Here is a 12,292-nt window from a genome sequence, read left to right as displayed (position 1 = left end):
ACGCCATGACCAGTTCACCGCTGCACCACTCACTCGACTACGTCGAACTCGTCGTCACCGATCTCGAAGCATCGAAGCGGTTCTTCGCCGAGGCGTTCGCGTGGAGCTTCACCGACTACGGGCCGGGCTATGCCGGCATCATGTCGCCGCGAGGTGACGGCAGCGAGGTCGGTGGGCTCCTGCTCGCCGACGAGCCGCGTCCGGCCGGAGGCCCGCTGGTACTGCTCTACTCGGACGACCTCGACGCGACGATGAGCGGCATCATCGCCGCCGGTGGCACGATTCTGCAAGACCCGTACGCGTTCCCCGGCGGTCGACGTCTGCATTTCTCCGACCCGAGCGGCAACGAGCTCGGGGTCTGGTCCGCGCAGTAGATTCACGTCCCGCTCAGGGGGGATGCCTCTACCGCGAATCAGAGGAGCGCTGGCTGAGCCGGCGGTGGCCATCCTGACGCCATCTGACATAATGTGCATTATCGGCTATAGATCAACCGAGACCGTGCTCCAGGAGATCGAGCGCCGATGGCGCAGGAAGACCTCACGAGGCTCAGCCGACACGCGCCGCCGAGTTCAGGCCACATGCAACCCCCGCATCCGATCGCCCCGGAGACGGAACCCGGTATCGGCGTCGACTTGTCGACTTCGCAGTTACCTTGTCGCGAGCGACGCAACCTTTCCTGCGGATTGCTCGTATTCCCATACGCAACACGCCCGGACCCCACGTCGCAGCCCCACGCGCTTGCCGACCATGTCCTCGCGCTCGGCATCAATGCCGTCATATGTAAGATGTTACGCGATACGATGCTGGTCACGACGACGACCAGCTGATCCCCTCGAGCGAAGGACACCGATGAACTCTCGAACGACACGCGTGACAAGAGGACGCTGCATCACACGCCGACTCGCCCTGGGATTGGTCGCGATCCTCGTAGGGAGCGTGCCGGCGCTGATCGCCACCGCTGCCGCGACTGCGGCGCCCGTGACTGCGATCACCGGCGTAGAGATCATGAACGCGCCACCCCTTATGACGGAAACGCCCTACACGGTCGAAGCGACCTGGGCGGTGGATGACACCGCGATGGCGGGCGACACCTTCAGCCTCGATTTTCCCGATTCGATGTCCGGGTACGCGGCGTCCTTCGCACTGCGGGACGACGACGGAGCTGAGGTCGGAAGCTGCGTCGTCTCGTCCGGGTCTTTCCTCTGCACACTCGGGGACTATGTCGAGACCCACACGAACGTAAGCGGTTCGCTGCACTTCCAGGCACGTTTCACATCTGCATTCGATGACGAGTCCGTCGTCTTCACCGCGGACAACGGCCTGACGTTCGACATGGCGACTCCCGGCGGCGTGGGCGACAACGCTGCCAGCCTCCCCCAGAGTCCGGAGAAATGGGGATCCGTCAACTTCGACGGAGAGTCCATGACGTGGGCTCTGAACATCCCGGCCGAGGTCTTGGCGTCGGCCGACGGCCAACCTGTGACGATCGTTGATGAGTACGACGAGCAGCTCACCTTCGATCCGGCGGCGACCTCCGCACGCTGGACTCTCGACTCGGACTGGGGCGACGACGTCTGGCACACCGTTTCGCACGGCACGGGCGCGGGGACCTACTCCCTCGTCGCGGATGCGGCTTCTCACACTTTCACGGTGACCTTCAACGAACCGGTGACCAGCGATGACCGCGTCTACCAGTTCATCACCGTGATGGACTTTCCGTCCGGCGTCCAAGATGGCGAGGCTTTCGGCAACAGCATGACGGTCGCCGGTCGTACGGTCACCGCAGGCCCCGTCACCTACGTCGCGTCCGGAGGTGACGGTGACGGTGACGGTCTCGGTGGGTTCGATGTGTCCAAGACCGTGAGCGGGAACGGCGCGAATGCGGTCGATGGGGCTCAGTACACGATCGACTACTCGTTCATCGTTGCCGGTTCCGCGACGACCGGCGAGTTCGGGCTCACGGATGGCGCGACCGATGGACGAACCGACCTGCCCGTGGGCACAGTCGTCACACTCTCTGAGGCTGCTGCCGCGGGCGAGGACGTCATCTACGGAACGCCGATCTACACCGGTACCGGCGTCACCGACAATCGCGACGGCACAGCGACGTTCACGATCACCGACAACACCGTCGCGATCAGCCTGGAGAACCCGGTGTCGCTGGTTCCGCCCACGGACCCGCCTTCGGTCCCCGATTCGCCCGTGAGCCCTGGCACGCCGGGCAGTCCCGGCACGCCGAACGTGCCGGCAGGACAGGACGGCTCACTCGCCGTCACCGGCGCTGACGCCACTCCCCTGGTTCTGATCGGTGCCGCCACCCTGCTGACAGGCGCCCTTCTCCTGATCGTGCGCAGAGTTCGTCGCAGAGGCTGACGGTCCGGGCCGATGCGAGGATGGGAAGCATGAAGCCCGCCCTCACCATCAACGGCCTGGCCAACGCCCGGGATCTCGGTGGGCTCGAGCGCGTCGACGGAACGACCACGCCCGATCGCATCTTCATTCGCGCCGAACGTCTCGATGAAGTCAATGCTTCCGGGTGGGAGGCTCTGCTCGCATACGGAGTGCGTACCGTCATCGATCTCCGTCGCCCCGACGAGTCCAGCGGCGAGGTGCCGTCTCCGCTCGCCCACGTACGGGTGGACCTCGACGGCGACGACGTCGGTTTCTGGGCGCCCTATGAAGCGGACGGACGGTGGGGAACGCCGCTCTACTACCTGGCACATCTGCAAGAGCTGCCTCATCGCCTCGCTGAGGTGCTCACCGCGATGGCATCCGCCGACGATGGTGCGATCCTCTTCCACTGCTCTGCCGGGTGGGACAGAACGGGGCTCGTAGCCGCGGTGCTCCTCCGTGCGCTCGACGTCACCAGCGATGCAGCTGTTCGCGACTACATGGGATCGTTCGCGAACGCCGAACGGATGGCGCTCCTGCACCGGCGCTCGTTCGAGGTCGAGGAAAGACACCAGATCCTCGGCCGTTTCGGGCACACACCCGATTCGGCGTTCCGCGACATGTACGAGAACCTTCGCATCGACGACTGGTTCACGGAAGCCGGCCTCGACCATGAGACGCGCACTGCGATCACGACGTGGCGGGGCGCGGTTCCGCGAACCTGATCGCACTCATCGGCTCAGGCGCCGACGTACTCCGCGAGGTGCTCCCCCGTCACTGTCGACTTCTGGGATACCAGATCCTTCGGCGCTCCCTCGAAGACGACCCGTCCGCCATCGTGGCCGGCGCCAGGGCCGATGTCGATGATCCAGTCGGCATGCGCCATGACGGCCTGGTGGTGCTCGATGACGATCACGGTCTTCCCTGAGTCGACGAGTCGATCCAGCAATCCGAGGATCTTGTCGACGTCTGCGAGGTGCAGGCCGGTCGTCGGCTCGTCGAGCACATAGACGTCGCCCTTCTCCCCCATCTGGATCGCGAGTTTGATCCGCTGGCGTTCGCCGCCCGACAGCGTGGACAGCGGCTGCCCGAGCGACAGGTAGCCGAGCCCCACGTCTTCCATGCGGCCGAGGATCGCCGTGGCGGCGGGGAGCGTGGACTCCCCTTCGCTGAAGAACACTCGCGCCTCGGCGACCGGGAGATCGAGAACCTCGGTGATGTCCTTGCCCGCGAGCTTGTACTCCAGGACGCCTGCTTGGAAGCGCTTGCCGCCGCAGTCCTCGCACGGGGTCTCGATCGTGTCCATGAATCCGAGCTCGGTGATGATGACACCCGCGCCCTTGCACGAGGGGCAGGCTCCCTCGGAGTTGGCACTGAACAGGGCGGGCTTCACACCGTTCGCCTTCGCGAACGCCTTTCTGATCGGCTCGAGCAGCCCCGTGTACGTCGCCGGGTTGCTCCGCCGGGAGCCCTTGATCGCGGCCTGATCGATCGCCACGACTCCGTCGCGCTTCGACACCGAGCCGTGGATGAGCGAGCTCTTTCCCGACCCGGCGACGCCGGTCACGACAGTGAGGACACCGGTGGGGATGTCGACATCGACGTTCTGCAGGTTGTTGGCCGTGGCGCCACGCACCTCGATCGCCCCCGATGCCGACCGCACAGCATCCTTCAGCTGCGCCCGGTCATCGAGGTGGTCTCCCGTCTTGGTGCCGCTCGCCTTCAATCCCTCGACCGTGCCTTCGAAGCAGATCTCTCCACCGGCGCTTCCCGCGCCCGGACCCAGATCGACGACATGGTCCCCGATCGCGATGGTCTCCGGTTTGTGTTCGACGACCAGGACGGTGTTGCCCTTGTCGCGCAGCTGGAGCAGCAGTCCGTTCATGCGCTGGATGTCGTGCGGGTGCAAACCGATGGTCGGCTCGTCGAAGACGTACGTGATGTCGGTCAGGGACGAGCCGAGGTGACGCAACATCTTGATCCGCTGCGCCTCTCCCCCGGACAATGTGCCCGACGGTCGCTCCAGACTGAGGTATCCCAGGCCGAGCGTCACGAAGGCGTCCAGGTTCGCGCTGAGCGCCTGGAGCAGCGGTCCGGCTCCGGGAAGATCGAGTCCGCGGACCCAGGCGGCGAGATCCGTGACCTGCATCCGGCAGGCATCGGCGATGCTGATGCCGTCGATCTTCGAGGAACGCGCGCCCTCCGTCAGCCGGGTCCCATCGCACTCGGGACAGACCGCGAACGTGGCGACGCGCTCGACGAAGGCGCGGATGTGCGGCTGCAACGCGTCGAGATCCTTCGAGAGCATCGCCTTCGTGATCTTCGGAATCAGACCCTCATAGGTCATGTTGATCCCCGAGATCTTCACCTTCGTCACCTCGCCGTAGAGGAAGAGATGGCGCTGCTTCTCGGTGAACTGCGCGATCGGCTTGTCGGCGGGGTAGAACCCGGACTGCGAGAACCCCTTCACCATCCAGCCGTCAGCGGTGTAGCCCGGCACCATGATCGCGCCCTCGTCGAGCGACTTCGACTCATCGACGATCTGAGCCAGGTCGAGGTCGGAGACTGCTCCCCTGCCCTCGCACCGTGGGCACATGCCCCCGAGGTAGATCGCATCCTTCACGATCTTCTTCTCTCCCCCGGGCCCGGTCATCACTCCGCTGGCCTTCTGGGTGGGGATGTTGAAGGAGAACGCCGTCGGACCGCCGATGTACGGCTGGCCGAGCTTGCTGAACAGGATGCGGAGCATCGCGTTCGCATCGGTGACGGTACCGACGGTCGACCGCGGGTTCGCGCCGAGACGCTCCTGGTCGACGATGATCGCGGTGGTCAGTCCCTCCAGGACGTCGACATCCGGGCGCGGCACCGACGGCATGAACCCCTGCACGAACGCGCTGTAAGTCTCATCGATCATGCGCCGAGACTCGGCGGCGATCGTGTCGAAGACGAGCGAGCTCTTGCCCGACCCTGACACCCCGGTGAAGACCGTCAGCCGCCGCTTCGGGATGTCGACGCTCACGTCTTTCAGATTGTTCTCACGTGCGCCCTGCACGCGGATCAGGTCATGGGTGTCCGCGGGGTGCTGGTCGTCGGTCATCTGCGTCCTTCGTGAATCGGAGAGTGTTCAGGCTGCTTGATTGATACGCAGCAGGTTGCCCGCGGGGTCGCGGAACGCGCAGTCGCGCACGCCGTACGGCTGATCCATCGGCTCCTGCACGACGTCGGCACCGCTGTCGACGAGGCGGGAGAACAGATCGTCGACGTCATCGCTCGCGAGGGTCAGCGCCGCGTAGCTGCCCTTGGCGATGAGCTCGAGTATCGTCTGACGCTCGGTCTCCGTGATCCCCGGGTCGGTTGCCGGCGGATGCAGCACGATCGAGGTCTCCGGCTGACCCTCGGGACCGACCGTGAGCCAGCGGAGACCGTCGTAGCCGACGTCGTTGCGCACCTCGAACCCGAGGGCGTCCCGGTAGAAGGCGAGAGCGGCCTCGGCGTCGGTGTGGGGAAGGAAGGCGTAATGGATGCTGATCTTCATGGTGTTCACGTTAGATGCGTGTCGGTGCGCGGTGCTTCTTGATTCCTGATCGGTCTGGTGACCTGCTTCACCTGGAACGAGGGAATCCCCTCGACGTTCGCGGCGCGTTCACGGTACACGCTGGGTGGGACACCCACCAGCTCCGAGAATCTCGTGCTGAAGGTTCCGAGCGACGAGCACCCGACTTCGAAGCACACTTCCGTCACCGTGAGGTCTCCGCGTCGCAGCAGTGCCATCGCGCGTTCGATCCGACGCGTCATCAGATAGGAGTAAGGCGACTCGCCGTATGCCTCCCGGAAGCACCGGCTGAGGTGCCCCGCCGACATGTGCACTCCGCGTGCGAGCGCCTCCACATCGAGGGGTTTCGCGTACTCCCGATCGATCCGGTCTCTGACCTTGCGCATCACGATGAGCTCGCGCAAACGCGTCTCGTCCGGGCCTGTCACCCGTCGATCCTGTCATGTCGCCCCGAGTCCCGCGATTACTTCGAGCAACACGGTCGGCGGAGCTTGCCCCACGTCCGCCTGCGAGAGCGCTACCCTGAGGGTGCATCCTCACAGGAACTTCTCAGAAAGGGGTCCCCACCATGTCTGAACCACTCACCCAGGCGAAGTCACTGTTCAAGTCGATCCGTGTCTCGCTGGCCGTAGCGGGCGTTCTCGCTCTCATCGCCGGAATCGTCCTCCTGGTCTGGCCGGTGAAGTCCGCGGTCATCGTGACGGCGATCTTCGCCTCCTACCTCGTCATCGCCGGCCTGGTCTACATCGGCCTCGGGATCTTCTCGGGCGCGAAGGGCGGATGGGCTCGCGTGGGACACATCGTCCTCGGCCTGCTCTACGTCGTCGCCGGCGTCATCGCGTTCTTCAACCTGAGCGCCGCGGCGGCAACGCTGGCCTTCGTCGTCGTGATCTTCATCGGTGTCAGCTGGATCGTCGACGGCGTCGTCGCCCTGACGCTCCTCGGTAGCGACGGCTCGCGGGTCTGGACCGTCCTGTACGCCATCCTCAGCATCATCGCGGGAATCATCGTGCTGTTCTCGCCGCTGATCGCCGGGTTCGCCTTCTGGCTGCTGCTCGGCATCTCGCTGATCGTGCTCGGAATCATCCAGATCGTGCGTGCCATCACGCTCGGCAAGGATGAGAAGGAGTACGTCGCCGCCGTCCAGGGAGAGCCCGTCAGCTGACGTCTCCCCCCATCGCCGAATCGGCCCCGTCCTGCGTCAGCAGGACGGGGCCGATTCTCGTCTGCGGCTACTCGGCGACGAACGCGCTCACATCTCCGACGAGCCGCGTGTTGTCGGAGGGCACCGGGTCGACCGCGGCCTTGGCCACCTCGGCGGCGAATTCGGAGACGTTGTAGAGCTTGCCGGCCGATTCCCGGCGTTCGGCGATCGCGCCCGGGTTCGCCCGCTCCAGCAGGGTGGCGGTGATCGTGCCCTCGATCATGTCGCCGGAGACGACCGTGAAGCCGATCCCCTTCTCGGCGAGAGCCGGGATGAGCTCACGGAGTGCATCCTCCCCCGCTCGCTTCGACAGGGCTACCGGTTCGTACTCCGGCATGGTCGGTGTCGTCCGGATGAAGTGCGCCTGGTGGCTGGTGACGAATACGACGCGCGCCCCGTCGCCCAACAGAGGGGTCGCCGCGTTCAGCACGTTGAGCTGCGCATCCCGGTTGAGCGTGAGCGCGTAGTCCTCGGCCATCCCCGACTCCATGCCACCGGAGGCGTTCAGTACGAGGACATCCAGACGTCCGTACTCGGCGCGGACGGCGTCGAACATCTGGGCCACGGATGCGGGATCGGTGAGGTCGGCCCCCACCACGAGCGCCCGACGTCCGAGCTCGCGCAGCTGCGCGGCGAGCTTCTCGGCGCGCGGTGCCTTGTTGCGGAAGTTGATGACGACATCCGCGCCGGCCTCGGCGAGGTAGCGGACGGTGTCTGCGCCGATCCCGCGTGATGAGCCGGTGACGAGCGCCACCTTGCCGTCGAGGGAACCTGCGGGAAGAACGTCGGTCACGGTGACTCCTCATGATGCGCGAAAAGGCCGTGATCGCACGGCTCACTCACACTATCAAGGGAGCGCTGTGGCACCCGGATCGGCGGTCCCCCGCGTGATACGTTGACCACAAAGGAGGCCGCATGGACAACTTCACGACATTCGTCACGTTCATCGACCAATGGGCTTGGATCGGCTGGCTGGTCCTGATCGCCGTGTTCCTCGTCATCGAGATGCTCTCGTTGGACTTCACGTTCCTCATGCTCAGCTTCGGCAGTGTCGTCGGACTGGTGACCGATCTGCTGGGTGTCCCGGTCTGGGTGCAGGTGATCATCGCGGCCGTGGCGGCGGCAGCGTTCATCCTCTTCCTCCGACCGCCGTTGCTCAAGCGCCTCCGGCGCGGCGAAGACCCGACGAAGTCCAACGTGGACGCTCTCGTCGATCTGCGCGGCATCGCGCTGGCCGAGATCACGCAGATCTCCGGCCAGGCGAAGCTCGCCAACGGCGACACCTGGACCGCGCGCACCGCTACGCCGGTCGCCATCCCTCAGGGAGCCCCGATCGCCGTGAGCGCGATCAACGGCGCGACCGCCATCGTCCGACCCGTCAACGACTAGGAGAACCCCCTTGGACGACGCATCGTTCATTCCCGCAGCGATCGGCTGGATCCTCGCCATCGCGGTGATCATCTTCGTGGTGGTCACCGTCGCACGCGCCATCAGGATCATCCCCCAGGCGACGGCCGGCGTCGTCGAACGCCTCGGCCGCTATCACAAGACCCTCACCCCCGGACTCAACATCCTGGTCCCCTTCATCGACCGGCTCCGGCCGCTGATCGACATGCGTGAGCAGGTCGTCTCGTTCCCGCCGCAGCCGGTGATCACCGAGGACAACCTCGTCGTCTCGATCGACACGGTCGTGTACTTCCAGGTGACGGATGCCCGCGCGGCGACGTATGAGATCGCCAACTACCTCGGCGCCGTCGAGCAGCTCACCACGACGACGCTGCGAAACGTCGTCGGTGGCCTCAACCTCGAGGAAGCCCTGACCAGCCGTGACAACATCAACGGCCAGCTCCGGGTGGTGCTCGACGAGGCGACCGGCAAGTGGGGCATCCGCGTGGGCCGCGTCGAGCTCAAGGCGATCGATCCGCCCATCTCCATTCAGGACTCCATGGAGAAGCAGATGCGCGCTGAGCGTGACCGCCGCGCCGCGATCCTGACGGCGGAGGGCACCAAGCAGTCGGCGATCCTCGAGGCGGAAGGCGCTCGCCAGGCCGAGATCCTCCGAGCCGAGGGTGACAAGCAGGCCGCCGTCCTCCGCGCCCAGGGTGAGGCCGAGGCGATCCAGAACGTCTTCACCGCCATCCACCAGGGCGCGCCCGACGACAAGCTCCTCGCCTACCAGTACCTCCAGATGCTGCCGAAGATCAGCGAGGGACAGTCCAACAAGCTGTGGATCATCCCGAGTGAGCTCACCGAGGCGCTCAAGGGCATCGGCAGCGCATTCACTCCGAAGCCGGGTCAGGGCCCGACGAACACGCTTCCCGGCGCGTGACGCACCCGTACTTCACGAAGGCACGGCATCCTCGGGTCCTCGCTCACCGCGGTCTGGTCACCGCGGAGGGCGAGGATTCGGGCATCTGGGAGAACTCCGCTGCTGCCTTCGCCGCCGCACACGCGGCGGGCGCCGAGTATGTCGAGACCGACTGCCAGGTCACGGCGGATGGCGATGTGGTGCTGTTCCACGACTCGACACTCGAGAGGCTCGTCGGTGACACGCGAGCAGTGCGGGACGTGCGCACGCGGGAGCTACGCGAGATCCTCTCCGCCCACGGCGGACTGCTCACGGTGGCGGAGGCGCTCGACTCGTTTCCCGATGTGCGCTTCAACATCGATGTGAAGACACCCGCCGCTGTCGACCCGCTCGGACCGATTCTGGTCGAACACACCCACCGCGTGCTCGTCACGAGTTTCTCAGACGCGAGCCGCCGCGCCGCCGTCTCCTCCGTCTTGCGGGCCGGCGCCTCGCTTCGGCCCGCGACATCGGGCGGAAGCCGCACGATCGCGGGGCTTCGCGCGCTGTCCGCGCTCCGCCTCTCCTCCGCACGCGTGCTCCAGGGAATCGACGCGCTCCAGATCCCCGAGCGACACGGAGCGCTCACCGTGCTCACCCCTGCCCTCGTCCGCGCCGCCCACCGACGCGGTGTCGAGATACATGTGTGGACGGTCAACGATCCCGCCGATATGCGCCGTCTCGTTGCCGCTGGAGTCGATGGGATCGTCTCGGATCGGTCTGACGTCGCCCTTCGGACTCTGTCCTGAACCGACGACTCCCGACGCGCCCCATAACCTCCGGCGCTGAGATTCAGCTGTGAATCGCGCCGAGATGCCGCCCGCGTGGATGAAGCGCACAGGCTGGAGCGTTATACCTGACAGCGACGAGAGGACCACAAAATGGCAGATCGCAGCCTGCGCGGCATCCGACTCGGCGCCCAGAGCCTACAGAGCGAAGAGGGCGTCGTTTTCATGGAGCGCCGTGAGACCACCTACACCTGTGACACCTGCGGCCACGTCACGAACCTGATGTTCGCGGCCGACGCCGAACCGCCCCAGACCTGGGAATGCCGCGCCTGCGGTGCCGAAGCACGCCTGAACGTCGACGGCCAGGCCGTGACGCTCGAAGCGAGCGATGAGAAGGCCGCTCGCACCCACTGGGACATGCTCATGGAGCGCCGTACCCGTGCGGAGCTCGAAGAGTTGCTGGAAGAGCGACTCGCCTTCATCCGCGCCCGCCGCGGCGCCGGAGAAGACCCTACCCGCGAGAAGATCGGGGCGTAGTGCCCCGGGCGCGCCACCACCCGAGGAGAAGCGCGCCCAGACCGCCCCACAGCAGGAACTGCTGAATCCAGGGGCCCAGGACAACCCCCGCCGTGAGGCCGGAACGAAGCTCGACATCTTCGAGCAGCGCTCCGGCCTTTCCTGCATCCAGGCTGGCCATGGTCGATCCATCGGATCTGATGACCTGACTCGTACCGACGGTCGACACGTTCACGACACTGCGACCTGTCTCGATGGCGCGCATCCGGGCGAAGGACAGCTGCTGCAGATTCTCGTCGGTGCCTCGGAAGTCGGCATTGTTGGTCTGGAAGACCAACACCTCGGCGCCGTCGTTCAGCCCTTCCCGGATCACGTCGTCGTAGATGACGTCGAAGCAGATGGCGAGCCCGATCGCGACGCCGTCGACCTCGACGATCGGCGGGTTCGACCCCGGCGTGTACTCCCGCTGGATGAGGCCGATCAAGTCGGGGGCCAGGGCGTTGAAGAACGCTCGGTCGGGCACGTATTCGCCGAAGGGAACGGGGTGTCGTTTGTCGTGCGTCTGCGTGGCCGTGCCGTCGACGGTCCACAGCATCGAGGTGTTGAAGTAGAGATCGTCCCGCGCGGTCGCCGCATTCGCGAGCAGCGGCGCATCGATCCGGTTCGATACGAGAGTCATCCTCCGGGCGATCGCCGCGTTCTCGAAGGGGTCGGCGTCCAGAGAACCCTCCGGCCACACGACGAGATCGACATCCTCCCCGTAGAGCGGTACCGTCGCGTCGGTCTGCGCCTGGATCACCGAGAACGGCTCGCGTTCGTCGAAATACCCGGTCGGTCCGTTGCCCTGAACCGCGGCGATCCTCATCGACCCCGACGACATGGTTGGGAACAGCGGAGTGAAGAGCAGGACCACGACCAGCACCGCCGGTACCAGCAAGACGAGCGGACGACGCCACCCGCGCGTGCGGACGAGCTCGATCAGCATCGCGACCAGCAGCACCATCAGGAAACTGAGACCGCTCACCCCGAGCCATGAGGAGATTGGCGCGAGGGGGCTCTCGGCCTGGCTCATCCCGATCCGCGCCCAGGGGAAGCCGCCGTACGGCCAGGAGCCGACGAAGAGCTCCCGACCGACCCACAGGGCCGCGACGACCGTCGGAAGCCCCAGGACACGCCCTGCAGCGCCGGGAAACGCACGGGGCAGCCATCTGTAGGCGAGTGCGATGGGCACGAGCGCGATGGCGGTGAGACCGCCTTCCACGACGCTGAGCGCCGCCCACGGAATCGGCCCGAGGTAGCGAGACGTCCAGGAGACCAGTAGAGCGAAGAAGAGGATGCCGTAGACCAGACCGACCAGAAGTGCGCCGCCGAACCGTCTGCCGATCAGCGCCACGAGCACAAGAGCTGTGGCGGGGAATGCGAGAGCCCATACTGCGGCGCCCGGATAGGCGAGGTTCATCAGCAGTGCCCCGAGCGCGGCTGTAGGCACCGCTGCCCACAGGGGCAGCAGCGCGCGCTCCGGCGCAGCGGCGTTCGCGGACGTCGTCGCCATC

The 12,292-nt window shown here is 65.9% G+C and carries 13 protein-coding genes; 8 read left to right on the top strand and 5 right to left on the bottom strand.

From position 1 onward, the window contains the following. Nucleotides 1–5: 5 nt before the first annotated feature. From CQ034_RS03420 to CQ034_RS03410, 3 genes are all read left to right on the top strand, one after another. Nucleotides 6–374 carry a VOC family protein gene (locus CQ034_RS03420; RefSeq protein ID WP_029263387.1) on the top strand — a complete coding sequence of 123 codons (369 nt, stop codon included), beginning with the start codon at nucleotides 6–8 and terminating at the stop codon, nucleotides 372–374. Nucleotides 375–849: 475 nt separating this feature from the next. Next, nucleotides 850–2,373: an Ig-like domain-containing protein gene (locus CQ034_RS03415; protein ID WP_219860755.1), complete on the top strand. Its 1,524-nt coding sequence runs from the start codon at nucleotides 850–852 to the stop codon at nucleotides 2,371–2,373. 29 nt (nucleotides 2,374–2,402) lie between these two features. Continuing rightward, the gene (locus CQ034_RS03410; protein ID WP_105709930.1) at nucleotides 2,403–3,116 is read left to right on the top strand and encodes a tyrosine-protein phosphatase; all 714 of its coding nucleotides are present in this window, start codon (nucleotides 2,403–2,405) and stop codon (nucleotides 3,114–3,116) included. Between the two features lie 14 nt (nucleotides 3,117–3,130). On the opposite strand, the gene CQ034_RS03405 is transcribed toward CQ034_RS03410, so the two are convergent. From CQ034_RS03405 to CQ034_RS03395, 3 genes are read right to left on the bottom strand one after another with little or no spacing between them, the layout of a single operon-like run. Next, the gene (locus tag CQ034_RS03405; RefSeq protein ID WP_105709929.1) at nucleotides 3,131–5,488 is read right to left on the bottom strand and encodes an excinuclease ABC subunit UvrA; all 2,358 of its coding nucleotides are present in this window, start codon (nucleotides 5,486–5,488) and stop codon (nucleotides 3,131–3,133) included. A 27-nt stretch (nucleotides 5,489–5,515) separates the two neighbouring features. Next, on the bottom strand, nucleotides 5,516–5,926 hold the full coding sequence (locus CQ034_RS03400) for a VOC family protein (protein WP_105710341.1): 411 nt from the start codon (nucleotides 5,924–5,926) through the stop codon (nucleotides 5,516–5,518). A gap of 5 nt (nucleotides 5,927–5,931) precedes the next feature. Further along, nucleotides 5,932–6,330, bottom strand: coding sequence for a helix-turn-helix transcriptional regulator (locus CQ034_RS03395; protein ID WP_051662469.1), 399 nt, complete (start codon nucleotides 6,328–6,330; stop codon nucleotides 5,932–5,934). A 182-nt stretch (nucleotides 6,331–6,512) separates the two neighbouring features. On the opposite strand from CQ034_RS03395, the gene CQ034_RS03390 reads away from it, so the two are divergent. Then, nucleotides 6,513–7,109: an HdeD family acid-resistance protein gene (locus CQ034_RS03390; RefSeq protein WP_105709928.1), complete on the top strand. Its 597-nt coding sequence runs from the start codon at nucleotides 6,513–6,515 to the stop codon at nucleotides 7,107–7,109. 67 nt (nucleotides 7,110–7,176) lie between these two features. Here CQ034_RS03390 and CQ034_RS03385 read toward each other — a convergent pair whose 3' ends face one another. Then, nucleotides 7,177–7,941, bottom strand: coding sequence for an SDR family oxidoreductase (locus CQ034_RS03385; protein WP_029263394.1), 765 nt, complete (start codon nucleotides 7,939–7,941; stop codon nucleotides 7,177–7,179). 122 nt (nucleotides 7,942–8,063) lie between these two features. Between CQ034_RS03385 and CQ034_RS03380 the strand changes: the two genes are divergently transcribed. The 4 genes from CQ034_RS03380 (at nucleotide 8,064) to CQ034_RS03365 (ending at nucleotide 10,760) form a co-directional block, all read left to right on the top strand. Further along, a complete protein-coding gene (locus CQ034_RS03380) occupies nucleotides 8,064–8,537 on the top strand; it encodes an NfeD family protein (RefSeq protein ID WP_105709927.1) in 474 nt (157 codons plus the stop codon). Between the two features lie 10 nt (nucleotides 8,538–8,547). Continuing rightward, nucleotides 8,548–9,477, top strand: a complete 930-nt coding sequence (locus CQ034_RS03375) for an SPFH domain-containing protein (protein WP_051662450.1) — start codon at nucleotides 8,548–8,550, stop codon at nucleotides 9,475–9,477. Beyond that, nucleotides 9,474–10,244 (top strand): glycerophosphodiester phosphodiesterase family protein, encoded by a 771-nt coding sequence (locus CQ034_RS03370; protein WP_105709926.1) that lies wholly within the window; start codon nucleotides 9,474–9,476, stop codon nucleotides 10,242–10,244. Before CQ034_RS03375 ends, CQ034_RS03370 begins: the two co-directional genes overlap by 4 nt. A 132-nt stretch (nucleotides 10,245–10,376) precedes the next feature. Then, the gene (locus CQ034_RS03365; RefSeq protein ID WP_029263398.1) at nucleotides 10,377–10,760 is read left to right on the top strand and encodes an RNA polymerase-binding protein RbpA; all 384 of its coding nucleotides are present in this window, start codon (nucleotides 10,377–10,379) and stop codon (nucleotides 10,758–10,760) included. On the opposite strand, the gene lnt is transcribed toward CQ034_RS03365, so the two are convergent. Further along, entirely contained in the window at nucleotides 10,735–12,291 is a 1,557-nt protein-coding gene (lnt, locus tag CQ034_RS03360; RefSeq protein WP_105709925.1) for an apolipoprotein N-acyltransferase, read from the bottom strand. The genes CQ034_RS03365 and lnt overlap by 26 nt on opposite strands. Nucleotide 12,292: the final 1 nt, after the last annotated feature.

The organism is Microbacterium sp. MYb45 (assembly GCF_002979655.1).
Lineage (GTDB): Bacteria > Actinomycetota > Actinomycetes > Actinomycetales > Microbacteriaceae > Microbacterium.
This window is presented reverse-complemented; position numbering and strand designations above follow the sequence as displayed.